General features: G+C 57.0%; 20 protein-coding genes and 1 riboswitch. Of the genes, 9 read left to right on the top strand and 11 right to left on the bottom strand.

The annotated features are described in order from the left end of the window. The first annotated feature begins 11 nt into the window (after positions 1–11). Entirely contained in the window at positions 12–1,745 is a 1,734-nt protein-coding gene (aceK, locus tag ACLI4M_RS11120; RefSeq protein ID WP_133622213.1) for a bifunctional isocitrate dehydrogenase kinase/phosphatase, read from the top strand. A gap of 32 nt (positions 1,746–1,777) precedes the next feature. Here aceK and iclR read toward each other — a convergent pair whose 3' ends face one another. Beyond that, positions 1,778–2,611 (bottom strand): glyoxylate bypass operon transcriptional repressor IclR, encoded by an 834-nt coding sequence (gene iclR, locus ACLI4M_RS11125; RefSeq protein ID WP_133622212.1) that lies wholly within the window; start codon positions 2,609–2,611, stop codon positions 1,778–1,780. Between the two features lie 312 nt (positions 2,612–2,923). Between iclR and metH the strand changes: the two genes are divergently transcribed. Both metH and ACLI4M_RS11135 read left to right on the top strand, forming a co-directional pair. Beyond that, positions 2,924–6,607 carry a methionine synthase gene (gene metH, locus ACLI4M_RS11130; protein WP_133622211.1) on the top strand — a complete coding sequence of 1,228 codons (3,684 nt, stop codon included), beginning with the start codon at positions 2,924–2,926 and terminating at the stop codon, positions 6,605–6,607. 108 nt (positions 6,608–6,715) lie between these two features. Beyond that, positions 6,716–6,925, top strand: coding sequence for a hypothetical protein (locus tag ACLI4M_RS11135; protein ID WP_133622210.1), 210 nt, complete (start codon positions 6,716–6,718; stop codon positions 6,923–6,925). A 73-nt stretch (positions 6,926–6,998) separates the two neighbouring features. On the opposite strand, the gene ACLI4M_RS11140 is transcribed toward ACLI4M_RS11135, so the two are convergent. Next, entirely contained in the window at positions 6,999–7,727 is a 729-nt protein-coding gene (locus ACLI4M_RS11140; RefSeq protein WP_133622209.1) for a UTRA domain-containing protein, read from the bottom strand. A 202-nt stretch (positions 7,728–7,929) separates the two neighbouring features. Between ACLI4M_RS11140 and ACLI4M_RS11145 the strand changes: the two genes are divergently transcribed. From ACLI4M_RS11145 to ACLI4M_RS11165, 5 genes are read left to right on the top strand one after another with little or no spacing between them, the layout of a single operon-like run. Then, positions 7,930–8,988 carry an ABC transporter substrate-binding protein gene (locus ACLI4M_RS11145; RefSeq protein ID WP_133622208.1) on the top strand — a complete coding sequence of 353 codons (1,059 nt, stop codon included), beginning with the start codon at positions 7,930–7,932 and terminating at the stop codon, positions 8,986–8,988. Positions 8,989–8,997: 9 nt separating this feature from the next. Further along, entirely contained in the window at positions 8,998–9,807 is an 810-nt protein-coding gene (locus tag ACLI4M_RS11150) for an alkaline phosphatase family protein (protein ID WP_048917600.1), read from the top strand. Then, positions 9,804–10,652, top strand: coding sequence for an ABC transporter permease (locus ACLI4M_RS11155; RefSeq protein WP_133622207.1), 849 nt, complete (start codon positions 9,804–9,806; stop codon positions 10,650–10,652). The genes ACLI4M_RS11150 and ACLI4M_RS11155 overlap by 4 nt, the downstream gene beginning before the upstream one ends. Positions 10,653–10,654: 2 nt before the next feature. Continuing rightward, positions 10,655–11,440 carry an ABC transporter permease gene (locus ACLI4M_RS11160; RefSeq protein WP_133622206.1) on the top strand — a complete coding sequence of 262 codons (786 nt, stop codon included), beginning with the start codon at positions 10,655–10,657 and terminating at the stop codon, positions 11,438–11,440. Positions 11,441–11,442: 2 nt separating this feature from the next. Beyond that, positions 11,443–12,435: an ABC transporter ATP-binding protein gene (locus tag ACLI4M_RS11165; protein WP_133622205.1), complete on the top strand. Its 993-nt coding sequence runs from the start codon at positions 11,443–11,445 to the stop codon at positions 12,433–12,435. A gap of 20 nt (positions 12,436–12,455) precedes the next feature. Here ACLI4M_RS11165 and ACLI4M_RS11170 read toward each other — a convergent pair whose 3' ends face one another. The 6 genes from ACLI4M_RS11170 to ACLI4M_RS11195 all read right to left on the bottom strand — a co-directional run bounded on the left by ACLI4M_RS11170 (position 12,456) and on the right by ACLI4M_RS11195 (position 19,719). Beyond that, a complete protein-coding gene (locus tag ACLI4M_RS11170) occupies positions 12,456–13,493 on the bottom strand; it encodes a fimbrial protein (RefSeq protein ID WP_435581194.1) in 1,038 nt (345 codons plus the stop codon). Positions 13,494–13,634: 141 nt separating this feature from the next. Beyond that, a complete protein-coding gene (locus tag ACLI4M_RS11175; RefSeq protein WP_133622203.1) occupies positions 13,635–14,684 on the bottom strand; it encodes a fimbrial protein in 1,050 nt (349 codons plus the stop codon). A gap of 129 nt (positions 14,685–14,813) precedes the next feature. Then, entirely contained in the window at positions 14,814–15,857 is a 1,044-nt protein-coding gene (locus ACLI4M_RS11180; RefSeq protein ID WP_133622202.1) for a fimbrial protein, read from the bottom strand. An 8-nt stretch (positions 15,858–15,865) separates the two neighbouring features. Then, positions 15,866–18,322 carry a fimbria/pilus outer membrane usher protein gene (locus tag ACLI4M_RS11185; protein ID WP_133622201.1) on the bottom strand — a complete coding sequence of 819 codons (2,457 nt, stop codon included), beginning with the start codon at positions 18,320–18,322 and terminating at the stop codon, positions 15,866–15,868. 21 nt (positions 18,323–18,343) lie between these two features. Beyond that, a complete protein-coding gene (locus ACLI4M_RS11190; RefSeq protein WP_133622200.1) occupies positions 18,344–19,075 on the bottom strand; it encodes a fimbrial biogenesis chaperone in 732 nt (243 codons plus the stop codon). 107 nt (positions 19,076–19,182) lie between these two features. Then, a complete protein-coding gene (locus ACLI4M_RS11195) occupies positions 19,183–19,719 on the bottom strand; it encodes a fimbrial protein (RefSeq protein WP_133622199.1) in 537 nt (178 codons plus the stop codon). A gap of 393 nt (positions 19,720–20,112) precedes the next feature. On the opposite strand from ACLI4M_RS11195, the gene ACLI4M_RS11200 reads away from it, so the two are divergent. Then, on the top strand, positions 20,113–21,738 hold the full coding sequence (locus ACLI4M_RS11200; RefSeq protein WP_133622198.1) for a Na/Pi cotransporter family protein: 1,626 nt from the start codon (positions 20,113–20,115) through the stop codon (positions 21,736–21,738). 118 nt (positions 21,739–21,856) lie between these two features. On the opposite strand, the gene panS is transcribed toward ACLI4M_RS11200, so the two are convergent. From panS to lysC, 3 genes are all read right to left on the bottom strand, one after another. Beyond that, a complete protein-coding gene (gene panS, locus ACLI4M_RS11205) occupies positions 21,857–22,774 on the bottom strand; it encodes a ketopantoate/pantoate/pantothenate transporter PanS (RefSeq protein WP_048917595.1) in 918 nt (305 codons plus the stop codon). A 166-nt stretch (positions 22,775–22,940) separates the two neighbouring features. After that, positions 22,941–23,633, bottom strand: a complete 693-nt coding sequence (aqpZ, locus tag ACLI4M_RS11210) for an aquaporin Z (RefSeq protein ID WP_413449791.1) — start codon at positions 23,631–23,633, stop codon at positions 22,941–22,943. 241 nt (positions 23,634–23,874) lie between these two features. Next, a complete protein-coding gene (gene lysC / locus ACLI4M_RS11215; protein WP_048917594.1) occupies positions 23,875–25,227 on the bottom strand; it encodes a lysine-sensitive aspartokinase 3 in 1,353 nt (450 codons plus the stop codon). A gap of 90 nt (positions 25,228–25,317) precedes the next feature. Further along, positions 25,318–25,508: riboswitch (Lysine riboswitch) on the bottom strand. Positions 25,509–25,641 lie beyond the last annotated feature (133 nt).

Raw genomic sequence — 25,641 nt, forward strand, 5'->3', positions numbered from 1 at the left:
GGAGGCACACCATGGCCACACTCGAAACCCTGATTGCCCGCACTATCCTGCAGGGATTTGACGCGCAGTATGGTCGCTTTCTTGAGGTTACCGCCGGGGCGCAGCAGCGCTTTGAACAGGCCGACTGGCTGGCGGTGCAGCAGGCGATGAAAGCGCGTATTCACCTCTACGACCATCACGTCGGCCTGGTGGTGGAACAGCTGCGCTGCATCACCGCCTCACAGGCCGACGACCGCGATTTTCTCCAGCGGGTGAAAGCGATCTACACCGATCTGCTGCCGGACTACCCGCGCTTTGAGATTGCCGAAAGCTTTTTTAACTCCGTCTACTGTCGGCTGTTCAGCCACCAGGCATTGACGCCGGAGCGGCTGTTTATCTTCAGCTCGCAGCCCGAACGGCGCTTTCGTACCATTCCGCGGCCGCTGGCCAGGGAGTTCAGCGCTAAGGCCGGCTGGCCGCCGCTGCTGAGCCGTCTGCTGCACGACCTGCCGCTGCGCCTGCCCTGGCAGGATCTGGCGCGCGATATCGGCTTTATCACGGCGCATCTGCACGAACAGTTCAGTGCGGAGGCGCTACAGCAGGCAACGCTACAGGTGGCTAACGAACTGTTTTATCGCAACAAAGCGGCCTGGCTGGTGGCTAAACTGCGCACTCCTTCCGGCATCTGCGCCTTTCTGCTGCCAATCCACCGCAGCGATGAGGGCGAGCTGTTTATCGATACCTGCCTGACCAGCAACCGTGAGGCGAGTATCGTGTTTGGCTTCGCCCGCTCCTATTTTATGGTTTATGCCCCACTGCCGGCGGCGCTGGTCGAATGGCTGCGCGAGATCCTTCCCGGCAAAACCACCGCCGAGCTGTATATGGCGATTGGCTGCCAGAAGCATGGCAAGACTGAGAGCTATCGCGAATACCTCAGCTATATGACGCAAACCCGCGAACAGTTTGTTATCGCGCCCGGCGTACCGGGCCTGGTGATGCTGGTATTTACCCTGCCGGGCTTCGATCGGGTATTTAAGGTGATCAAAGACCGCTTTGCGCCGCAGAAAGAGGTCACGCCGGAACGGGTGCGCGCGTGCTACCAGCTGGTCAAGGAGCATGACCGCGTGGGCAGAATGGCCGACACCCAGGAGTTTGAAAACTTCGCGATCGAGCAGCAGCGACTTAGCCCACAGCTGCTGGCACTGCTGCAGCGCGAGGTGCCGGAGAAACTTCACTATCAGGGCGAGCAGCTGGTCATCAGCCATCTGTATATGGAGCGCCGCATGACGCCGCTCAATATGTGGCTGGAGCAGGCTAATCCGCAGCAGCGGCGCGAGGCAATCGAGGAGTACGGCAACGCGGTAAAGCAGCTGGCGGCGGCCAACATCTTCCCCGGCGATATGCTGTATAAAAATTTCGGCATCACCCGCCACGGGCGCGTGGTGTTCTATGACTACGATGAAATCAGCTACATGACCGAAGTGAATTTTCGCGACATCCCGCCGCCGCGCTACCCGGAGGATGAGCTGAGCCACGAGCCGTGGTACAGCGTGTCGCCGGAGGATGTGTTCCCGGAGGAGTTTCGTCACTATCTGTGTGCCGACCCGGCAATCGCCAGGCTGTTCGATGAGATGCACAGTGAACTGTTTCGCGCCGGGTACTGGCGCGAGCTGCAGCAGCGCATCCGCAATGGCCATATCGAAGATGTGTTTGCTTATCGTCGGCGTCAGCGCTTTTGCCAGCGCTATACCCTTCATACCCTTTAATGCCGCTCCCATTATTTTGGCTATAAATGAGGTTAGCGCCCACCGCCATATTCGCGGGTGATCTCTTTGGCGGCTTTAATCGCCAGCGCACCCAGCTCGGTCACGCGGTCATCGGTAATACGCGAGATTGGGCCGGAGATGGAGATTGCCGCAAACGGTTCGTGGTGCTCATCATAAATGCAGGCGGCCACGCAGCGCAGCCCCAGCGCATGTTCCTCATCGTCGAACGAATAGCCGGTTTTGCGCACCAGCGCGAGATTATCCTTCAGGCTCTGCGGCGACATCAGGGTTTTCGGCGTGTAATAGTGCAGCCCCTTGCGATGCAGCAGTTCCGTTACCTGCTTGTCGTTCAGATTGGCCAGAAACGCTTTACCGGCGCCGGAGGCGTGCATCGGCAGCTTGCCGCCAATCGGTGCCGACATACGCATCAGCTGGGTACACTGCACCTGGTCGATAATCACCGCCTGATGATCGCTGAGGTCCAGTACCGCCAGATTCACCGTCTCTCCCGACTCTTCCATCAGCGAACGCAACATCGGATGCACCAGCGCCAGCAGGTTGCGGCTCTGCAGGAAGCTGCTGCCGACCACAAACGCGTGCGCGCCAATGGTCCATAGCCCTAAGTCGCCCACCTGACGCACAAATCCCTGCTGCTGCATGGTCGTCAACAGACGATGGGTGGTGGAGTTGGGTAAGCCGGCCTGCTGCGCCAGTTCGGTCAGCGCCACGCTGCCGTGCGATTCGGCAATGAATTCAAGCAGCTTAAGGCCGCGGGTTAATGACTGGACCTGCCCGACAGGTGCAGCGGGAGCAGCGGCGGCAGCGCGGGGTTTCTTTCCGCGTTTTGCCGCGACGGGGGTGGCCATACCTGACTCCTTAGTTGTTATGGTTATGGAAATCATTTTCGTTGCATACCCGTCATACTTCAAGCTGCTTCTGCGTTGGCTGCACTTACTCACCCGAATCACTTACCAGAGTAAGCTCATCGGGATTCCCTCGTTTGCCGCCTTGATTCAGCTCGAATTATTTAGGGTAATTACCCGTCATACTTCCAGCTTTTTCTGGCTTTATTAGTGGCTGAAGAACTCTCATATCGCATAACTTTTACCCGCGCAAAAGTTGTGCCAGTATGGCGTGTTGGCGTTGGTGCCTGCGAGTGAAGTGGAAGGGGAAGTGCTGTGAGTAACCGGATTGAAGCGCTGCATCAGCAGCTGAAAAAACGCATTATGCTGCTTGATGGCGGTATGGGCACCATGATCCAGAGCTACAGGCTGGAAGAAGAAGATTATCGCGGTGCGCGTTTCGCCGACTGGCCGAGCGATCTCAAGGGCAACAACGACCTGCTGGTGCTCACCCAACCGGATATAATTAGCGAAATTCACAACGGCTATCTGGCTGCAGGCGCGGATATCCTCGAAACCAACACGTTCAACTCCACCACCATCGCGATGGCCGACTACCATATGGAATCGCTGTCAGCAGAAATTAACTACGCCGCCGCAAAGCTGGCGCGCGCCTGCGCCGATGAATGGAGTGCTAAAACGCCGGATCGCCCGCGCTATGTTGCCGGTGTGTTAGGGCCCACTAACCGTACCTGCTCCATTTCTCCTGATGTTAACGACCCAGCCTTTCGAAACGTCACCTTTAATCAGCTGGTGGAAGCCTACCGTGAATCGACGCGTGCGCTGGTGGAAGGCGGTTGCGATATCATCATGATCGAAACGGTGTTCGATACCCTGAACGCCAAAGCGGCGATCTTCGCCGTCAAAGAGGAGTTCGAAGCCCTCGGCATCGAGCTGCCGCTGATGATTTCCGGCACCATCACCGATGCCTCCGGCCGTACGCTCTCCGGCCAGACTACCGAAGCCTTCTATCACTCGCTGCGCCACGCCGAGCCGCTCTCGTTTGGCCTTAACTGTGCGCTTGGCCCGGATGAACTGCGCCAGTATGTGGCCGAGCTGTCGCGCATCGCCGAAAGCTATGTTACTGCTCATCCGAATGCCGGGCTGCCGAACGCCTTCGGCGAGTACGATCTTGATGCTGACATTATGGCCGAACAGATTGGTGAATGGGCACGCTCCGGCTTCCTCAATATCGTCGGTGGCTGCTGCGGCACCACCCCGCAGCACATTGCGGCGATGGCGCAAGCTATCGACGGCGTCGCCCCGCGCCAGCTGCCGCAATTGCCAGTCGCCTGCCGTCTCTCCGGGCTGGAGCCGCTGACCATCAGCGCGGAAAGCCTGTTTGTGAACGTCGGCGAGCGTACCAACGTCACCGGTTCGGCGAAGTTTAAGCGCCTGATCAAAGAAGAAAAGTATAACGAAGCGCTGGAAGTCGCGCTGCAGCAGGTGCAGAGCGGTGCGCAGATCATCGATATCAATATGGATGAAGGGATGCTCGACGCCGAAGCGGCGATGGTGCGTTTCCTTAACCTGATCGCCGGCGAGCCGGATATCGCCCGCGTGCCGATCATGATCGACTCCTCCAAGTGGGAGGTGATCGAAAAAGGCCTGCAGTGCATTCAGGGCAAAGGGATTGTGAACTCCATCTCGATGAAAGAGGGGGTCGATCAGTTCCTGCGACATGCCCGCCTGGTGCGGCGCTACGGCGCGGCGATGGTGGTGATGGCCTTCGATGAAGTGGGCCAGGCAGACACCCGCGCGCGTAAAATCGAGATCTGCCGCCGCGCTTATCAGCTGCTGACTGAAGACGTGGGCTTCCCCCCGGAAGATATCATCTTTGACCCAAATATCTTCGCCGTTGCCACCGGGATCGAAGAACATAACAACTACGCGATGGACTTTATCGGCGCCTGTGAAGATATCAAGCGCGAACTGCCGCATGCGATGATCTCTGGCGGCGTCTCCAACGTGTCGTTCTCCTTCCGCGGGAACGACCCGGTGCGCGAGGCGATCCACGCGGTGTTCCTCTATCACGCTATTCGCAACGGCATGGATATGGGCATCGTCAACGCCGGGCAGCTGGCAATCTATGACGATTTGCCAGGCGATCTGCGTGAAGCGGTGGAGGACGTTATTCAGAACCGCCGCGACGACGGCACCGAGCGCCTGCTCGACCTCGCCGAGAAATATCGCGGCAGCAAAGCGGAAGATGACAGCACTAAACCCCAGGCGGAATGGCGCAGTTGGGAAGTGGCGAAGCGCCTCGAATATTCGTTGGTGAAAGGCATTACCGAATTTATTGAGGAAGATACTGAAGCCGCACGTCAGCTGGCCGCTCGCCCGATTGAGGTGATTGAAGGGCCGCTGATGTCCGGCATGAATGTGGTCGGCGACCTGTTCGGCGAGGGCAAAATGTTCCTGCCGCAGGTGGTGAAATCTGCCCGCGTAATGAAGCAGGCGGTGGCTTACCTTGAACCCTATATCGAAGCCAGCAAAGAGAAGGGCAGCACCAACGGCAAAATCGTGCTGGCAACGGTGAAGGGCGACGTACACGACATCGGCAAGAATATCGTCGGCGTAGTGTTGCAGTGTAATAACTACGAAATTATCGATCTTGGCGTGATGGTGCCGAGCGACAAAATTCTGAAAACGGCCCGCGAGCACAACGCCGATATCATCGGGCTGTCCGGGCTGATCACCCCGTCGCTGGATGAGATGGTCAACGTGGCAAAAGAGATGGAGCGCCAGGGCTTTACCCTGCCGCTGTTGATTGGCGGCGCGACCACCTCAAAAGCGCACACGGCGGTGAAAATCGAGCAGAACTACAGCGGGCCAACGGTCTACGTGCAGAATGCTTCGCGCACCGTGGGCGTGGTGTCGGCGCTGCTGTCGGCGACGCAGCGCGAAGACTTTGTGGCCCGCACGCGCAAAGAGTATGACACGGTGCGTATTCAGCATGCGCGTAAGAAGCCGCGCACGCCGCCGGTGACGTTGCAGGCTGCGCGCGACAATGATTTTACCTTCGACTGGCAAAGTTATACCCCCCCGCCAGCACACAGGCTGGGTGTAAGCGAAGTAAGCGCTAACATCGAAGTGCTGCGCAACTACATCGACTGGACGCCATTCTTTATGACCTGGTCTCTGGCGGGAAAATATCCGCGCATTCTGGAAGATGAGGTGGTCGGCGAAGAGGCAAAACGCCTGTTCGCCGATGCCAATGCGATGCTCGACCAGCTCAGTCGCGATGGCGCGCTCAATCCGCGCGGCGTAGTGGGGATTTTCCCGGCTAACCGCGTGGGTGACGACATTGAAATCTACACGGATGAATCGCGCTCGCATATTTTGCAAGTGAGTCATCACTTACGCCAACAGACAGAAAAAACGGGCTTTGCTAACTACTGTCTCGCTGATTTCGTCGCACCAAAGTCCAGCGGTAAGGCCGACTGCCTCGGCGCCTTTGCCGTGACCGGCGGGCTGGAAGAGGATGCACTGGCTGAAGCCTGGGATGCTAAGCATGACGACTACAATAAGATCATGGTGAAGGCGCTGGCCGACCGCCTGGCGGAAGGCTTTGCCGAATATCTGCATGAACGGGTGCGTAAGGTAATCTGGGGCTTTGCCGCCACTGAAAACCTCAGCAACGAAGAGCTGATCCGCGAAAACTATCAGGGCATCCGTCCGGCACCGGGCTACCCCGCCTGCCCGGAGCACACCGAGAAAGCCACCATCTGGCAGCTGCTCGACGTGGAAACTCACACCGGCATGCAGCTCACCGAGTCATTCGCCATGTGGCCAGGTGCGGCGGTCTCCGGCTGGATTTTCAGCCACCCGGACAGTAAATATTTCGCCGTGGCTCAGCTGCAGCGTGACCAGATTGAAGACTACGCCAAACGCAAAGGCATGCCGGTCAGCGAAGTCGAACGCTGGCTGGCCCCGAACCTGGGATATGACGCGGAGTGATCCCTCATGGGGGTGTACGCCCCCGCTCCGCGATCTCTGCGCTCTCAGGACGCTGAAGCTTTCGTACGTAATCTGGCGCGGAAAATGCCACTGTATGAGGACCAACTGATGACTATTGCTGAGCAGCTTGAACAGAAAGGCCTTGAGCAGGGTCTTAAAAAAGGTTTTAAAAAAGGTCTTGAGCAAGGTCTTGAGACTGGACGGCAGGAAGGAAAGCGTGAGGTCGCGCGTAATCTGATCCTGAAAGGCATGGAGATGCAATTAGTCAAAGAGCTGACCGGCCTCTCTGACCACGACCTGGCTCAAATCAGTCACTAAACTGCCTTCACTGATGAACCGTCATTCACGCCGCTGACGGTTCATCGCGCTTTATCGATGATTGGCCAGGACGTTATCCCACCTCGTTTACTGCCTGCTTCACCTCTACCGCAATATACAGCGCGTCATAACGCCAGTACTCGCAGTCGCAGTCGATAATCCGGTCGTGCTGGTCGCGGTTAACGCGGGTGATAAACAGTGCCGGACTGCCGGCGGCGACTTTCAGCGCCGGGGCGGCGAAGGCTGGCAGCGGGGCGGGCAGCATGGTGAAGCCGACACGGCCATAGCTGATGCCATACTCCTCCTGATACAGCTGGGTCAGCGAACGCGTCAGGTCAAAGCTCAGCAGCTGAGGAAAATAGCGCGGGTTGAGATAGTGTTCGACATACAGCACCGCCCGGCCATCAATGCGCCGCAGGCGACGAATGCGCACCACCTCTTCCCCCTCCTGCATCTCCAAACGCGTGGCTATCGTCGCGCTGACCGCCACACTTTGCGCATCCAGCACCTGGGTGGCAGCGACGCGCCCCTGGCGTTCGGCCATCGCGTGAAAGTGGCTGCGCAGCAGCGGGTCGTAGGCGAGGCGTGGCGGAGCGATAAACCAGCCGCGCCGCAGTTCGCGATAAATCATTCCCTCGGCTTCCAACTGCCCCAGCGCCTCACGCAGCGTGATGCGCGTGGTGGCGAACTGCTCGCTCAGCACGCGTTCGGCAGGCAGACGCCGACCGGCGGCATAATCCCCCTGACGGATCCTCGCCGCCAGTGTCCTGCTGATTACATCCACCGTTAATGATTTGGTCATCGTTAAGCCTCAATTTGGTGCGAAACTGCACAATAATCGCACCACCGGGGGCGCAAGCCTACGGATACAGCCTGGCAGGAGAGGGTGGACTAGTCCACAGCCCACGGGCGCTGTCATAAAACATTCATCCCACCAGGCTAGATTGGCTCGCATCTTGCTGGACTAGTCCAGAAGGCCACCCCCATTATTCGGAGCATCAACCATGAAATCTTTGTTCGCATCCGTATTAGCCAGTGCCATCGTCCTGTCATTACCGGCCAGCAGCTGGGCTGCCGATACCGCCGCGCTGGAAAAAGCCGCGCAGGCGGAAGGCCAGGTTAACAGCGTTGGCATGCCTGACAGCTGGGCTAACTGGAAAGGCACCTGGGAAGATATCAGCAGCAAATATGGTATCAAGCACAGTGATACGGATATGTCCTCCGCTCAGGAGATTGCCAAGTTCGCCGCGGAGAAAAATAACGCGAGTGCGGATATCGGCGATGTCGGTGCGGCTTTCGGGCCGGTTGCCGTGCAGAAAGGGGTGACGCAGCCCTACAAACCCACCACCTGGGATCAGATCCCGGACTGGGCGAAAGACAAAGATGGCCACTGGGCGCTGGCCTACACCGGCACCATCGCCTTTATCATCAATAAAGACCAGGTCAAAGATATCCCCCACAGCTGGGCCGACCTGAAGAAAGGCAAATATGTGGTGACCATCGGCGACGTCGGCATTGCGGCACAGGCGGCCAACGGCGTGCTGGCTGCCAGCTACGCGATGGGCGGCAACGAGAAGAACCTGACACCCGCGCTGGATTTCTTTAGCGAGCTGGCAAAAGAGGGGCGGCTTGGCGTAACCGATCCGGTGATTGCCAACATCGAGAAGGGGGAGATTCAGGTCGCCGTGGTGTGGGACTTCAACGGTCTGAACTACCGCGACCAGATTGACCCGAAACGCTTTGAAGTGGTGATCCCGTCCGATGGCTCGATCACCTCCGGCTACACCACCATCATCAACAAATATGCCAAACACCCGAACGCCGCCAAACTGGCGCGTGAATATATCTTCTCCGACGCCGGGCAGATTAACCTCGCACGCGGCTATGCCCGCCCAATTCGCGCAGAACACCTGAAACTGCCAGCGGACGTGCAGGCCAAAATGCTGCCGGATGCGGAATACAAAAATGCGCATCCTATCGCCGATACCGCCGCGTGGGATAAAGCGGCAAAACAGCTGCCGCGACTGTGGCAGGAAAGCGTCATCATCAACATGAAGCAATAAGGCAACGTGATGAAAACCATTCTGGTGGTGCTGGACGGCCTGAATTTTCAGGTGGCGCAACACGCGATGGGCTATTTGCAGGCGGAGTGCGCTCAGGGCCACGGGCAGCGCTACCGGATGATCTGCGAGCTGCCTTCGCTCTCGCGCCCGCTGTATGAGTGCATCCTCACCGGCATCACGCCGGTGAACAGCGGCATTATTCACAACGGCGTCAGCCGCCTCAGTAACCAGCGCAGCGTGTTTCACTATGCGCGGGCGGCGGGGCTGACCACGGCTGCAGCGGCCTATCACTGGGTCAGCGAGCTGTATAACCGCACGCCGTTTTCTGCGGCGCGCGACCGTCACACTGAAGCGCCCGAGCTGCCGATCCAGTTCGGGCACTTCTACTCTGATGATGGCTACCCGGACTCGCATCTGTTTGAAGATGCCGAGAGCCTGCGGCTGCGCTATCAGCCGGACTTTTTGCTGATCCACCCGATGAATATCGACGATGCCGGGCACCAGCACGGCTTCTCCTCTGCGCAATACCGCAACCGGGCGCGCATGGCCGACGGCTATCTGTCGCACTGGATGCCGGCCTGGCTGCAGCAGGGTTATCAGGTGATTGTCACCGCCGATCACGGTATGAACGACGATCGCAGCCACGGCGGAATATTGCCGGAAGAGACTCACGTCCCGCTGTTTGTCTTCGGCAGCGCTTTTTCGATGAATGCGGACGCCGTGCCGCAGCAAACCGAACTGTGCGGCACAATCTGCCAGATCCTCGGCGTTGAGCACGATAAACCCTACTGCGCCGCCCTGCTGGAACCCACGCTATGAGAGGGAAATGGCTCGCGCTGCTGTGCCTGCTGCCGTTTGCGCTGTTCTTTATCGCCTTTCAAATTGCGCCGCTGGTGTGGATCGCCATCAACAGCTTCTACAGCGATATCAACGAGGCCTGGGGATGGGCCAACTACAGCGATATCCTCACCTCGCCGTTTTACCAGCAGGCGATCCGTTTCTCGCTCAATATCTCGTTCTGGTCGAGCGTGTACGGCCTGGCGATCGCGCTGTTCGGCGGCTACTCGCTGCACCAGCTCGGCAGCGGCAGGCTGCACCGTTTTCTGATGTCATTTACCAATATGACCAGCAACTTTGCCGGCGTGCCGCTGGCGTTTGCCTTCGTGATCCTGCTGGGGCTAAACGGCTGCCTGACGCTGCTAATGGGTAAATACGGTATCATGCAGGGCTTCAAGCTCTACTCCAGCGACGGGCTGATTGTGGTGTATACCTGGTTCCAGATCCCGCTTGGCATTCTGCTGCTTTACCCGGCGTTCGACAGCCTGAAGAGGGACTGGCAGGAGTCGGCGGCGCTGCTCGGCGCCAGCCGCGCGCGCTACTGGTGGCATATTGGCCTGCCGATCCTGATGCCCGCGCTGATCGGCACCTTTGTTATTCTGCTGGCCAACGCGCTGGGCGCTTACGCCACGATCTACGCGTTGACCACTGGCAATTTTAACGTCATTCCGGTGCGGATTGCCGCGCTGGTTTCCGGCGACATTTCGCTCGACCCCAACCTCGGCAGCGCGCTGGCGATGCTGCTGGTGGTGCTGATGTCGCTGATCACCGTGATCCACCAGTGGCTGGTGCGTAAGAGCTACCAGCACGTCCGCCAGGGGAGCTGACTATGTCGCGCAGTGAATACCTATATCATCGGGTGGTCGTCTGGCTGGTATTTGCCATTCTCGCCCTGCCGCTGCTGGCGACGTTGCTGTATGCGCTGGCAACCCGCTGGGGCGCAACCATTGTGCCTGATGGCTTTACCTTAAAGTGGCTGATCCAGCTGTGGAGCGACCCGCGCTTTCTGACGGCGCTCTGGCATTCGCTACTAATCTGCTTCGGCTCGCTGCTGTTCTCGCTGCTGCTGGTGCTGCCAACGATGTTTGTGATTGCTTACTACTTTCCAAAACTCGATGCGGTGATGAACATCCTGATCCTGCTGCCGTTCGCCATTCCACCGGTGGTCTCTTCGGTCGGGCTGCTGCAGCTCTACTCCGCGCCGCCGCTGATGCTAACCGGTACGCCGTGGATCCTGCTGGGCTGCTACTTCACCATCGCGCTGCCGTTTATCTACCGCGCCATCGCCAACAATATGCAGGCTATCAACCTGCGCGAGCTGATCGACGCCGCACATCTGCTCGGTGCCAGCACCTGGCAGGCGGCGCTGCTGGTGGTACTGCCGAATCTGCGCAAAGGCGCGACCATCGCGGTGCTGCTCTCCTTCTCCTTCCTGATCGGCGAGTTTGTCTTCGCTAATCTGCTGGTCGGCACCCGGTTTGAAACCTTGCAGGTGTATCTCTACAACGTGCGCAACAGCAGCGGCCACTTCAGTAGCGCGCTGGTGATCTCCTACTTCTTTGTTGTCCTGCTGGTGACCTGGCTGGCGAATACCCTGAACCGTGAAAGAGGCTGAGCATGACGTATCTGAGCGTTACCCAACTGAATAAAAGCTACGGTCCAACCCCCATCTTTCAGGATATTGAGTTCAGCGCCAGCGAGGGGGAGTTCGTCACGCTGCTCGGCCCAAGCGGCTGCGGCAAATCGACGCTGCTGCGCTGCCTGGCGGGGCTGACTTCGGTCGACAGCGGGCAGATTATCCTGCAGGGGCAGGACATTGTGCCGCTGGCACCGCAGCAGCGCACCCTTGGCATGGTGTTTCAGAGCTACGCGCTGTTTCCGAATATGACGGTGGAGCGCAACGTGGCGTTTGGCCTGAAAATGCAGAAGCTGGGCGGGGCGGAGATCCAGCGGCGGGTGGCGGAGGTGCTTGAGCTGGTGGAGCTTAATGACTACGCAAAACGCTACCCGCATCAGCTCTCCGGCGGCCAGTGTCAGCGCGTGGCGCTGGCGCGATCGCTGGTGACGCGCCCGCGCCTGCTGCTGCTGGATGAGCCGCTGTCGGCACTGGACGCGCGTATCCGCCGCCATCTGCGCGATCAGATCCGCCGTATCCAGAAAGAGCTTAATCTCACCACGCTGTTTGTCACTCACGATCAGGAAGAGGCGCTGACGCTGTCAGACCGCATCGTGCTGATGAACAAAGGTAAAATCGTGCAGAACGGCAGCGCCGAGTCACTGTATACCCAGCCGGTGAATCTGTTTGCCGCCGGGTTTATCGGTAACTACAACCTGCTGACGCCGGAACAGGCGACGCGCCTGACCGGGCTTGGCTTCAACAGCCAGGTGGCGATCCGCCCTGAGTCACTGCTGTTCTGCGCGCAGCAAGAGGGTATCCCAGCGGAAATCCTCAGCCACAGCCTGCTCGGCAACGTTATCCGCTACCGGGTGAAAGCGCGCGATGTGGAGCTAATGGTCGATGTGCTTAACCATTCGCCAGACGCTCTGCGTCCGGCGGGCCATTCCATCGGGCTGCTGATCAACATACAGACGCTGTGCGAGGTGGCGTAACCCGCCCTTTTATCGCGGGGCTACTTATAACTCACGGTGAAACTGGCTTTGGCATTCGCGCTGCCGGGCTGCGGTTTAGCGCTGGTTTTGATATAGCGCGCGTTGAAGTTGAGCGTCATATCCCCCTTTTCCACCGCTCCGACCAGCGTTGCCTTGCCGAGCGGAAAGGGCGTGACGCCATCTTCTTTCAGTAACTGAATGCCGATGCCGCTGGCTTTGGAACTTTTATCCAGGCCCAGAACGCCATTGCTGGCGTCAGCATTGGTTGACCCCCCGATGCCGTCGAACAGGACCTTAGCGATGTTATCACTGGCGGGCCCGGTGCTGCAGTTGGTCAGCGGGATGCTGAATGGCTGTGCCGGACCGGTGGGGTTAAGGTTGATGATGGAAGCTTCATCCATCACGACCTGAGTGGTGGCGCCCTTATTCGGAATGGAGCAGTTTTCGACAAAAACGCTTAACTTGAAATCAGAGGTCTCGAAAACTTCTCCGCCGGCGCTCAGTGAAGTGGTGCCTGTGACGACGTGGGTTCCGGGGGAAATATCGCCCGTTTTTATTAGTGTCACTCCCAATGGTATTCCTGCTCTAAAACCAGAGGCTGTAGTCATTGGAAGAGTCATGGGGAAGTATTGACCTTTATCCATACCATCTATTTTATATTTTGTTATCATTCCAATGCCGGCGATATTGGTGGGATAGACTTTTCCGGCGGCCTTGGGAAATGCAGGGGGATTCAGTCCACTCACCGGGGCTGCGGCAGAGGTATATTTTGCGGTTATTGTCGCAGATTTTGCGCACTCCAGACCCTCATAGTCCTTGAATTTTTCTGGTGTCAGCAGCAGGGTTTCATCGAGAACCTCACTGCCGACAGCCGCTGAACGCGGGATGGTGCGGGTTCCCCATGTCCGTGTTGCGGCAACCTGATCTGCAGTGTAATCTCTTTTTTTTGAAGAATCTTCTTTAAAAAAATAGCATTTGTCATCCGGTAGCGAGCCAGCAAATCCCGGCGCACTGATGGATAACAGTACGCCTGCCGCGATCAAACCATAACATTTCATCAGATACCTCATATTTTCCCTTAGTGACGACAAATCGCCGTGGTGATAATCAGTCCATCTTCCTGCGGCACTGCGGGTCGGGCTGCCGATCAACAAACAGACGCTGTGCGAGGTGGCGTAACCCGCCCTTTTATCGCGTGACTACTTATAACTCACGGTGAAACTGGCTTTGGCATTCGCGCTGCCGGGCTGCGGTTTAGCGCTGGTTTTGATATAGCGCGCGTTGAAGTTGAGCGTCATATCCCCCTTTTCCACCGCTCCGACCCGCGTTGCCGTACCGAGCGGAAAGGGCGTGACACCATCTTCTTTCAGTAATTGAATGCCGATGCCGCTGGCTTTGGAACTTTTATCCAGGCCCAGAACGCCATTGCTGGCGTCAGCATTGGTTGACCCCCCGATGCCGTCGAACAGGACCTTAGCGATGTTTTCACTGGCGGGCCCGGTGCTGCAGTTGGTCAGCGGGATGCTGAATGGCTGTGCCGGACCGGTGGGATTCAGGTTGATGATGGAAGCTTCATCCATCACGACCTGAGTGGTGGCGCCTTTATTCGGAATGGAGCAGTTTTCGACAAAAACGCTTAACTTGAAATCAGAGGTCTCGAAAACTTCTCCTCCGGCGCTCAGTGAAGCGGTGCCTGTGACGACGTGGGTTCCGGGGGGAATATCACCCGTTTTTATTAATGTCACTCCCAAGTTTATTCCCTTCCTTGTAGAAAAATATGTACCAATAGATAAAGACTGAGAAGAGGGTAAATATGTATCGAAGCTAAGAAGTTTATTTCTTGTTATCATTCCAATGCCGGCGATATTGGTGGGATAGACTTTTCCGGCGGCCTTGGGAAATGCAGGGGGATTCAGTCCACTCACCGGGGCTGCTGCAGAGGTATATTTTGCGGTTATTGTCGCAGATTTTCCGCACCGCAGACCCTCATAGTCCTTGAATTTTTCTGGTGCCAGCAGCAGGGTTTCCTCAAGAACCTCACTGCCGACAGCCGCTGAACGCGGGATGGTGCGGGTTCCCCATGTCCGTGTTGCGGCAACCTGATCTGCAGTGTAATTTTTTACGTTTGAAGAATTTGTTTTATAAAAATAGCATTTGTCAGTCGGTAGCGAGCCAGCAAAGCCCGGCGCACTGATGGATAACAGTACGCCTGCCGCGATCAAACCATAACATTTCATCAGATAGCTCATATTTTCCCTTAGTGACGACAAATCGCCGTGGTGATAATCAGTCCATCTTCCTGCGGCACTGCGGGTCGGGCTGCCGATCAACAAACAGACGCTGTGCGAGGTGGCGTAACCCGCCCTTTTATCGCGGGGCTACTTATAACTCACGGTGAAACTGGCTTTGGCATTCGCGCTGCCGGGCTGCGGTTTAGCGCTGGTTTTGATATAGCGCGCGTTGAAGTTGAGCGTCATATCCCCCTTTTCCACCGCTCCGACCTGCGTTGCCTTGCCGAGCGGAAAGGGCGTGACGCCATCTTCTTTCAGTAACTGAATGCCGATGCCGCTGGCTTTGGAACTTTTATCCAGGCCCAGAACGCCATTGCTGGCGTCAGCATTGGTTGACCCCCCGATGCCGTCGAACAGGACCTTAGCGATGTTTTCACTGGCGGGCCCGGTGCTGCAGTTGGTCAGCGGGATGCTGAATGGCTGTGCCGGACCGGTGGGATTAAGGTTGATGATGGAAGCTTCATCCATCACGACCTGAGTGGTGGCGCCTTTATTCGGAATGGAGCAGTTTTCGACAAAAACGCTTAACTTGAAATCAGAGGTCTGGAAAACTTCTCCGCCGGCGCTCAGTGAAGTGGTGCCTGTGACGACGTGGGTTCCGGGGGGAATATCACCCGTTTTTATTAGTGTCACTCCCAATACTATTCCCTTATATACATAATAATATGAACTACTTGCAACAGAAGAGGGGAAATATGTAGCGACGTCATATTGTTGACTTCTTGTTATCATTCCAATGCCGGCGATATTGGTGGGATAGACTTTTCCGGCGGCCTTGGGAAATGCAGGGGGATTCAGTCCACTCACCGGGGCTGCTGCAGAGGTATATTTTGCGGTTATTGTCGCAGAACTTCCGCACTGCAGACCCACATAGTCCTTGAATTTCTCGGGGGGACGCAGCTGGGTTTCATCGAGAATCTCACTGCCGATAGCCGCTGAACGCGGAATGGTGCGGGTTCCCCATGTCCGTGTTGCGGCAACCTGATCTGCAGTGTAATTTTTTACGTTTGAAGAATTTTTTTTATAAAAATAGCATTTGTCAGCCGGTAGCGAGCCAGCAAAGCCCGGCGCACTGACGGATAACAGTACGCCTGCCGCGATCAAGCCATAACATTTCATCAGATAGCTCATATTTTCCCTTAGTGACGACAAATCGCCGTGGTGATAATCAGTCCATCTTCCTGCGGCAGGCCATTGGCCTTGACCTCGGCACGGCACTGCTGGTCGGATTGCGCGCCCCAGCTGACGTCTACCGACATCTGCTTAGCTTCCTGCTGCAGATTGATCAGCGCCTGGCCAGCCTGGCCAACCAGCGTCAGCTCCCTGCCTGAGGTATCTTTCACCGCGGCGCCAAACGGTACGAAGCTGCCGTCAGGACGGGTAAGCTGCAGCAGCAGGCGCTGGTTTTTGCTGGCGCGGTAGTGGACTTCAACCACCGCACCCTGGCGGGGGTAGACCTGCTGTACACTGCCATCAATATCCACACTGTTATCCACGTTGCGCGTATCCAACAGGATGCGGTTAGCGCGGTAAGGGCGTAGATAGGGCACCAGCGCATAGCCCCGGCTGTTAGTCACCGAGGTGGGAGAGTTCTGGAGTGAGACGTCCGGCGTGCGATCCACATTGACCAGGCCCACGGTATCTCCTAAACGCTGGCTCAGCTCAATACCACCCGCGTGCGCCAGCAGTGAGCCGGAGATCGCGGCATTGGCGCTGCGGTAATCCTTACCGGCCGTGACCCCGCCGTTTAGCTGCGCCCACGGGGTCAGATAGCCAGCCGAAGCCGCGTAGTCGCTGCTGGCGTTGCCCCGCGACTGATTACGCAGGTTTACGTTGTAGTTAAACTGGTTCTTCTCGCCTGCAGTGCCGCTGAGGCCCAGATTCTCACTGTAGCTGTGGCTGGCATCGCGGCTGAGGGTGGCGCTGAACGACGCCCGACCAAACGGAATCGACACCATCATCGAAACCTGCGTTTCCCGATCTTTGCTGTAGCCGCCGTTCTGCGTGGTGCGGCTGGCATAAATCCCGAGGTTTATCCAGTCGATCATCGTGTTAAAGCCGAGTTGAAGCTCGCGGGTTTTACGCGGCGTGTGCCACCAGGTCTGCTGGCTGCCCGTCAGGTAAACCGAGCTGGAGTCGCCGATATTCTGCGTCAGGGTGGCTTCAATCCGGTTGCGCCGGCTTTCCGGCGTGTAGTGATATTGATGGATAAAGCTGCGCTCACTGACCGCTTCGGAAAACGTGCGATAGCCTTCGGTGGAGTAGCGGTAGCCGGCAAAGCGCAGGTCGGTCCCGTTATCAAAGGCTTTACCGTAGCGCAGGCTGTAGCTCTGCCCGGATTGCTGGCGCTCACGATAACGGGTTTGTGACTGCGACATATCCAGCGCCAGCGCACCCAAGCTGCCGAGGCTTTTACCTATGCCCAGCACGCCGGTCTGATACATATTGCTGACGATCAGCCCGCTTGACAGCGTCAGGTCATACGGCAGCCCCAGCGCGCCGGATGCCTGCAGGAAACGCGGTGTCACCGTGTAGGATGCGTTCGACGCCCGGTATTCACCGGCGGCAATATTGTAGCGCCAGGTACCAAGGCGCAGCAGGTTGCCCAGCGTGGCATAGGGCTGGGTAAAGCGGCGCTGGGTGCCATCCGCTTCGGTGATGACCACTTCCAGATCGCCGTTACCGGAAGCCGTGTTCAGATCGCGAATTTCAAACGGGCCAGGTGCAACCCAGGTGGTGTACAGCGCGTAGCCGTGCTGGAAAATCTCAACTTTGGCCTGCGTATTCGCCATGCCGCGAATTACCGGGGAGTAACCCTGTAAGGAATCTGGCAGCATCTGCACCACCGATCCAGCCTGAATGCCGCGGAACGGGACGCTGTCCAGCACATCGCCCCCGGTAAACAGTTCACCCGCCTGCACGTTACCCAGCGTTCCCGGCAGATCCCGCTCGACATAGGTGTTATAGGTCTGCCAGCTGTCCCCTTTTCGCCAGGATGCCGACGAGCGCAATCGGAAGCCCAGCAGATTGATGCCGCCTTCGAGATATATATTTGAGGTGGAGGTGCTGCGGCTGTGGCGAACGCTGCGCGCGCCGGAAGCATTATAATTAAGGATCAGCGCGGGAATGCCTGCATCCCACTTTTTCGGGTCGATATACCCCTGCGCCGTCTGGTCCAGATTTTCCTGCGGGATCATGATGTGCAGCGTCAGTTTTTTACTATTGAAGGCGACGCTGGCGTGTTCAATGGTGCGGCTGACGTTGATGCACGATGCACCGTCTGCTGACGCTAACGCGCTCTCCCTGACGCCGGCTTCACGCAGCAGGCTGACGGGAACGCACGGCACCAGCGCATCCCCAACCAGCTTAAATTCCAGCGACTGCTGGCCATAATCCTGTTTGTTAATCAACAGGGTAACCGGGTAGTTACCCGGCGGCAGGCTTTTTTGATTTAAAACGGTGTTAATATCCAGGCCTGAAGCAGGCAGGCTCATAAAATCCTGATCAAAGCTGTCGTTGTCGGCCGCGCATCCTGCCTTCGTGGCGAGGCAGATCGCAAGCGCCATAACAGAGTATCGAAAAACTGGCGACATCATTGTCTTTATTCTTCCGTTTTGTTAGTGCAGTGAAATATCCGGCTGCTGCTTAATACCGCCGTAATCGTTAATGGTGGTAAAACTAACCTTACCCTGTTGGCCCATATCGTGGCCCGGTAGGAGGTAATCCTGATGGCTGAATGGGGCCAGCATATCCGCATCGTTGACTGTTGATGTCCGTCCAGCGTGGATAAAGCTTATGGTCGAAAATGAGATGTGCCACGGCGTGTTATTGGTGGCTCGCAGCCAGGACTTACCGTCGCGATCCACGCGCTGCCAGCCAATCTGGCTGATGGCCCCTTCCGCTGTACCGGGCAGTCCCGTCGGGCGGTAGAACAGCTTGATGCGCGTGCGCACGGCAATGGTAAGCTTGTTCTCCGAGCGATTTTTATCCAGGGCCGGGATCTCCTGCGCATTAAAATAAAACACGGATTCCCGGTCGACGGGTAAAGAAGAGGCCGACAGCGCGATAATTTTAACTATCTGGTCTTCGCCAGGACCAACGCGCGCCAGCGCTGGAGTCGCAATAAACGGAACCTGTTCATCACTGCGATCGCTGGCACCGTTAACCCAGACCTGTACGGCATAATTATCTTTAGTAATATTGCTCAGCGTCGCGCTGGCGCTTTTATCTTTCGCATTATAGATAATGCGGGTTTTATTGATCATTACCGCCGCTGTGGCTGGTAATGCGAAAATGGCTAACAGCATCAGGGGAAAAATGCCGTGAATAAATTTATTTTTCGTCAACATCCATTATTCCGAGGGTTATTTATAGCAATGTATTAGGAATAAGCGAAGAGCTACTGATAGGAGAAAATGCCCGAATAATAATTATTCAGGCATAGTTTTATCATGGGTTATTTGTAGTTAATAACGAAACCTGCTTTCGCGCCAGCATCACCTGCAGTTGCCTGGCCGAGGGCAATATAGTCAGCTGTAAAGCTAATCGGCTTTGTCAAATCGTAGGCGGTGGCTGTATCCGTACCAACTGGCACCACGTTGTTGTTCTGGTCGAGAATACGGATAGCCACGTTTTGTGCTCCGCCCGCTTTCACCGCCAGATACTGCTGTTTGTCGCCAGCGGTACCGCTCATCGGAACAAAACGCACGGTACCGGTTTTACCGGTCAGGTCGCAGTTGCCACCCGTTTGTGCAGAATCCTGAATTTGCAGAGTGAAAGTTGCTCCCCCTGCGGTTTTATTCATTGCGCTCAGGCTGTTGGCCTGCACTTCACCCAAATTGATAGTCGGATTGGAGTTACCATCGCTCACACCGACCGAACAGGTGCTATCGTTAATTTTTCCGGTAAATTCAATTGTGCCGTCTATGGCCATTGCCTGCAGGGAAAACAAGCCGGTGGAAGCCACCAGTAATGAAGCTAGAGTTAATTTCATGGTAATCCTTACCTTTGCTGATTGATCGTATAACAGGCTCTATTTAGAGCCCTAAGTTCTTTGTGTTGATCTGCGCCATGAATTCTATGTTTTTTTTAAAAAAAATAAAACAAGGAAATGATAAGGTTTGAAAGCGACCCTATTTAAATGAATTTAAAGATCGCTATTTTTTATTAATTGAGTTTTTTTGTCGCGGATTTATTATTTAAGATGAAGTGCGATATTTTTATCTAAATAATTAATTTTTTAGGTTGACTGTGCTAGTGTGGGGAGCAGCAATACACGCATTTTTCTTCCTGAAATAAAAATTATCTCTATGATTTAAAATAGGATTACACTTAGTTCACTACCTACGGCCACCTTACGCTGTTGACTCTAAGGGGAGTGTACTTTGTGTTAACCTTGTTAAATCTTCTGTCTGCCGTGGCGCTGCTGGTGTGGGGAACCCATATTGTCCGCACCGGCGTTATGCGCGTTTACGGTGCCGATCTGCGCCGGGTACTGAGCCGCAGCGTGGCGAAAAAACCGATGGCGTTCCTTGCCGGAATTGGCGTCACCGCGCTGGTACAGAGCAGTAATGCCACCACCATGCTGGTTACGTCGTTTGTCGCGCAGGAGCTGGTCGGGCTAACGCCTGCGCTGGTGATTATCCTGGGTGCTGATGTGGGTACGGCGCTGATGGCGCGTATTCTGACCTTTGATCTCTCCTGGCTGTCGCCGCTATTTATCTTCTTTGGCGTGGTGTTTTTCCTCGGGCGCAAGCAGACCCGCGCCGGTCAGCTGGGGCGAGCCAGCATCGGGCTGGGGCTGATCCTGCTGGCGCTCCAGCTGATTGTTGCCGCCGCCACGCCGATCACCCAGGCAGCTGGCGTGAAGGTGCTGTTTTCCTCACTGACCGGCGACGTAATGCTCGACTCACTGATCGGCGCGCTGTTCGCCATTATCAGCTACTCCAGCCTGGCTGCGGTGCTGCTGACCGCGACGCTGACCGCCACCGGGGTGATCTCCTTTAAGGTGGCGCTGTGCCTGGTCATCGGGGCGAACCTCGGCAGCGGCCTGCTGGCGATGCTGAATAACAGTGCGTCGAACGCCGCCGGAAAGCGCGTGGCGCTGGGCAGCCTGCTGTTTAAATTTATTGGCTCGCTGCTGGTGCTGCCGTTTATCGACTCGCTGGCGGCGCTGCTGGAAAAGCTGCCGGTCAACGACGAAGAGCTTGTTATCTTCTTCCACGTTTTTTACAACCTGATCCGCTGCATCATTATGGTGCCGTTTGCCGAACCGATGGCCGGGCTGTGCAAGCGGCTGATTGGGGACGATACCGAAACCGACCTGCGCCTGAAGCCGCGCCATCTTGATCCCGGCTCGCTCGATACCCCGGCGCTGGCGCTGGCGAATGCCGCGCGTGAAACCCTGCGCATGGGCGATGTGCTGGAGCAGATGCTCACCACCTTCAGCAAGGTGGTACATGGCGAACTGCGTGAGGATCGCGAAATCCGTAAGCTGGATGACGATGTTGACGTGCTGTACACCGCCATCAAGCTCTACCTGGCGCAGATGCCGAAGGAAGATCTCCCGGAAGAGGATTCACGGCGCTGGGCGGAAACCATTGAGATGGCGCTGAACCTGGAAATGGCGGGCGATATTCTGGAGCGCATGAGCGGTGACGTGGCTGATAAATCGCTGGCAGCGCGCCGGGCGTTTTCGCAGGAGGGCATGAAGGAGCTGGATGCGCAGCTGGAGCTGTTAACTCACAATTTGCGCCTCAGCCTGTCGGTGTTTTTATCGCGTGATATCACCAGTGCCAGGCGCCTGCGCCGCTCGAAGCACCGTTTCCGTATCACCAACCGCCGCTATTCGCACTCGCATGTCGATCGCCTGCATCAGCATAACGTTCAGAGCATCGAAACCAGCTCGCTGCACCTCGGCCTGCTGGGCGACATGAAGCGCCTGAACTCACTGTTCTGCGCGGTGGCCTACAGCGTGCTGGAACAGCCGGATGATGATAAAGATGAGGATTGAGTGAGGTTGACCGCAACGGGTCAGGCATGCCCGATCCCTGCGTCATTTTGCCGGTGTTGGTAGGGGTCAGGCATGCCTGACCCGCAGTCATAGCCGCAGCCACACCGGTGCAGGCAGGTTACTTCTTCTTAATCGGCTTACCGGACCAGTAACCGGCCAGCAGCGAACCGGACAGGTTGTGCCACACCGAGAACAGCGCACCCGGCAGGGCGGCGAGCGGGGAGAAGTACAGCTTGCCGAGCGTTGCCGCCAGGCCGGAGTTCTGCATCCCCACTTCCAGCGCCAGCGTGCGGCAGGTCGATTCGTCGAAGCCAAACAGCTTGCCGCCCCAGTAACCGCCCAGCAGTCCAATCGCGTTATGCAGGATCACCGCGACAATCACCACCAGGCCAACGGAACCGATAAAGCCCTGGCTGCCTGCCACCACCGCGCTGATGATCAGCAAAATACACACCATCGAAAATGCCGGCAGATACGGCTCGACGCGCTTTACCACGCCGTTCAGGGTGTGATGGATAATCAAGCCAAGGCCGATCGGCACCACCACAATTTTCACAATGCTCAGCAGCATGCCGACGACATCGACCTGAATATGGGTATCAACGTACAGCTTGGTCAGCAGCGGGGTGGCAAATACGCCAACCAGCGCGGAGACGGAAGAGATGGTCACTGACAGCGCGACATCACCCTTAGCCAGATAGATCATCACGTTCGATGCGGTGCCGCTGGCGACGCTGCCGACCAGAATCATGCCGGCGGAGAGGTCCGGCGGCATATTGAACAGCTTAGCCAGGCCCCACGCGGCCAGCGGCATCACCAGATAATGCAGAAAAGTCCCGGCAATCACCGGCGCCGGACGGGTCAGCACACGCTTAAAGTCATCGATGTTCAGCGTCACGCCCATGCCGAACATAATCAGCATCAGCAGGTAGGTGACGTATGGGCCAATCCCGGTAAAGGTGGTGGGGGTGTAATACGCGGCGACAGAGAGCAGGACTGCCCAGAGGGGAAACAGTCGGGTAATGGTGGCGAGCATAGCCGGAAATCCTTATTAGAGTTTTTGAATAAGCGTGAATATTTGCCATAGCACAGGACAACGAAGGCAGGATCATAGCATTAAAAACGGGGTGAAAAGGCAGCGAGATCGGGCGAAAATAAAGCAGAAAACCCCACCGGAGTGGGGTTCAGGCAGCACAGCGTTCTTAGGCTTTCGCTTGCAGTAAAAAGCGATAGATCAGGCCACCCAGGATCGCGCCAACAATCGGCATCACCCAGAACAGCCACAGCTGGTCGATGGCCCAGCTTCCCTGGAATAGCGCCACGGCGGTGCTGCGCGCCGGATTGACCGAGGTATTGGTTACCGGGATGCTGATCAGATGGATTAGGGTTAACGCCAGACCAATGGCTAGCGGGGCAAAACCGGCAGGCGCGCGTTTATCGGTCGCACCGTGAATAACAATCAGGAACACGGCGGTAAGGACCACTTCGATTAACGCACAGGCCAGTAGCGAATAGTTGCCCGGCGAGTGCGCCCCGTAACCGTTAGAAGCAAAGCCGCCGCCCATTACGTCAAAGCCTGCCTTGCCGCTGGCAATGGCATACAGCACCGCACCTGCCGCCAGCCCGCCGACCAGTTGGGCAATGATATAGGGCAGCAGCAGTCGTGCTTCAAAGCGGCCACCCACCCACAGCCCGATGGAGACCGCCGGATTAAAGTGCCCGCCGGAGATATGCCCGACGGCATACGCCATGGTCAGCACCGTCAGGCCAAACGCTATCGCCACCCCGACAAAACCAATCCCCAGTTCGGGAAAGACAGCCGCCAGCACCGCACTACCACAACCGCCAAACACCAGTACAAACGTCCCGAAAAATTCTGCCATAAATTTCTGCATCACAACCCTCACAATATGATTAGTTTAAATGCGGGATTATTCACAACTGCAACGGTATATTCGTCGATCAATTGCATTTTAGACGAGGAAATGAACAAATTGAGTGGCTTCAGGGGGCGGGTTATCAAGATATTTTAATCACCTAACTCAAACTGGACCGATTAATGATGCTTAAGGAGATCCGCGTCTAAGGCCTGTCTGATGCGGGCAAAAAAAAACCGGGCCAGGCCCGGTTTGAGTGTTACTCGAATAAATTTCGGTGCAGCGTCTGAACCACCTTCTCGGCATCGTTGCCCGGTACCAGGAAGCAGAGGTTATAGCTGCTGGCGCCATAGCAGATCATGCGCAGATTGAACGGGTCGAGCACGCCAAACACCTCTTTACCCACGCCACACGCCTGCGACAGCTTGTTGCCGATAATCGCGATCAGCGCCAGGTTCTCTTCAACCTCAACGCGGCAAAGTGAGGAAAGCTCGGTGAGCAGCGCCTGTGAAAGCAGGCTGTCGCCGGTAGAGGTCGAGCCGGTGGTGTCCAGCGTCAGCGCCACGCTCACTTCGGAGGTGGTGATCAGGTCGACAGAAATCTGATGGCGCGCCAGGATGCTGAACAGTTCAGCCAGGAAGCCGTGCGTGTGCAGCATGCTCAGGCTGTGCAGCGTCAGCAGTGTCTGCTTGCGGCGCAGAGCCAGCGCGCGGAACAGCGGCGGGTTCTCGGTTTTGTTGCAGACGATAGTGCCGCCCGCAGCCGGGTCCTTACTGGAGCCGACAAACACCGGAATATCACGGCGTACCGCAGGCAGCAGGGTCGCCGGGTGCAGCACTTTGGCACCGAAGGTCGCCATTTCGGCGGCTTCTTCGAAGGTAATCACATCAATGCGCTTCGCCGCCGGCACCACGCGGGGATCGGTGGTGTAGATACCCGGCACATCGGTCCAGATATCAATGCGCGCAGCATTCAGCGCTTCGCCCAACAGCGCAGCGGTATAATCGCTGCCGCCGCGGCCCAACGTGGTGGTGCGGCCCTTCGCTTCGCTGCCAATAAAGCCCTGAGTCACAATCAGCGCTTCCGCAATGCGCGGCTGCAGCTGCACGCTAGCCAGCTCGGCGAGCGTCGCCACCTCCGGCGCGGCGCGACCAAAGTGGTCGTCGGTGCGCATCACTTTGCGCACGTCGAACCACTCTGCGGCAGCTTCGCGCTGGCGCAGGATCTCAACAAACAGCAGGGTGGACATCAGCTCACCGTGGCTGACCAGTTCGTCGGTCAGTGCGGTCGAATTGGCCAGTGCCGCCGCTTCGGACAGCATGGTGATGTTATCCAGCATGCGGTCGATCTCTTCGCGGATCACCGCTGGCTGGTTAAGCGAATCGATAATGGCGTACTGAATGCGGCGGATCTCATCCAGCAGGTAAGCGCGCTGCTCCTGCGGCTGGCCTTCAGCCAGAGAGACCAACAGATTAGTGACACCCGCAGACGCGGAAAGGACCACCAGACGAACGTCGGGGTTAGACAGCACGACATCGGCGCTGCGGTTCATAGCGTGGAAGTCGGCTACGCTGGTGCCGCCAAATTTCGCTACGATCAGGTTTTGAGACATTACGATGACTACCTTCGTGTCAGGATATATTCCATCAGCTTGGCACAAGGGAAGGGCAGATGAGGGGAAGCCGAAGCATAAAGCGACGATTTACCCAGAAGCGCCCCACCTCGCCGCCCGACTACCGGACGTTGCTGGTGACAACCCAGAGGATTCAGCCCCTGTGGTCGATACGCCCCACTCCGCGTGGTTGGTACCTCGGCGTCGCTTCCCCCTGATGTGTCTTCACCGGATACGGCTCCTCCAACACACTACCTGGGCGACGCGCCTCTTCTGGCTTACGCACGTGGTGCATAAGTTGCGGACTAGAAATATCGGGTTATGCCTCCCCTGTCAACGCTTGTCGGCTGAGGATTATTCATTTTTGTTATGACCGCGCTGGTATCACTCGTGCTTATCACTTTTGTCAGCTAA

Source organism: Erwinia sp. LJJL01 (genome assembly GCF_047300805.2).
Lineage (GTDB): Bacteria > Pseudomonadota > Gammaproteobacteria > Enterobacterales > Enterobacteriaceae > Erwinia > Erwinia aphidicola.

Bases quoted from the DNA above. Each gene is read 5' to 3' on its own strand.
- aceK (WP_133622213.1), top strand. From the start codon at position 12: ATGGCCACACTCGAAACCCTGATTGCCCGCACTATCCTGCAGGGATTT.
- iclR (WP_133622212.1), bottom strand. From the start codon at position 2,611: ATGGCCACCCCCGTCGCGGCAAAACGCGGAAAGAAACCCCGCGCTGCC.
- ACLI4M_RS11135 (WP_133622210.1), top strand. From the start codon at position 6,716: ATGACTATTGCTGAGCAGCTTGAACAGAAAGGCCTTGAGCAGGGTCTT.
- ACLI4M_RS11140 (WP_133622209.1), bottom strand. From the start codon at position 7,727: ATGACCAAATCATTAACGGTGGATGTAATCAGCAGGACACTGGCGGCG.
- ACLI4M_RS11145 (WP_133622208.1), top strand. From the start codon at position 7,930: ATGAAATCTTTGTTCGCATCCGTATTAGCCAGTGCCATCGTCCTGTCA.
- ACLI4M_RS11150 (WP_048917600.1), top strand. From the start codon at position 8,998: ATGAAAACCATTCTGGTGGTGCTGGACGGCCTGAATTTTCAGGTGGCG.
- ACLI4M_RS11155 (WP_133622207.1), top strand. From the start codon at position 9,804: ATGAGAGGGAAATGGCTCGCGCTGCTGTGCCTGCTGCCGTTTGCGCTG.
- ACLI4M_RS11160 (WP_133622206.1), top strand. From the start codon at position 10,655: ATGTCGCGCAGTGAATACCTATATCATCGGGTGGTCGTCTGGCTGGTA.
- ACLI4M_RS11165 (WP_133622205.1), top strand. From the start codon at position 11,443: ATGACGTATCTGAGCGTTACCCAACTGAATAAAAGCTACGGTCCAACC.
- ACLI4M_RS11170 (WP_435581194.1), bottom strand. From the start codon at position 13,493: ATGAAATGTTATGGTTTGATCGCGGCAGGCGTACTGTTATCCATCAGT.
- ACLI4M_RS11175 (WP_133622203.1), bottom strand. From the start codon at position 14,684: ATGAGCTATCTGATGAAATGTTATGGTTTGATCGCGGCAGGCGTACTG.
- ACLI4M_RS11180 (WP_133622202.1), bottom strand. From the start codon at position 15,857: ATGAGCTATCTGATGAAATGTTATGGCTTGATCGCGGCAGGCGTACTG.
- ACLI4M_RS11185 (WP_133622201.1), bottom strand. From the start codon at position 18,322: ATGATGTCGCCAGTTTTTCGATACTCTGTTATGGCGCTTGCGATCTGC.
- ACLI4M_RS11190 (WP_133622200.1), bottom strand. From the start codon at position 19,075: ATGTTGACGAAAAATAAATTTATTCACGGCATTTTTCCCCTGATGCTG.
- ACLI4M_RS11195 (WP_133622199.1), bottom strand. From the start codon at position 19,719: ATGAAATTAACTCTAGCTTCATTACTGGTGGCTTCCACCGGCTTGTTT.
- panS (WP_048917595.1), bottom strand. From the start codon at position 22,774: ATGCTCGCCACCATTACCCGACTGTTTCCCCTCTGGGCAGTCCTGCTC.
- aqpZ (WP_413449791.1), bottom strand. From the start codon at position 23,633: ATGCAGAAATTTATGGCAGAATTTTTCGGGACGTTTGTACTGGTGTTT.
- lysC (WP_048917594.1), bottom strand. From the start codon at position 25,227: ATGTCTCAAAACCTGATCGTAGCGAAATTTGGCGGCACCAGCGTAGCC.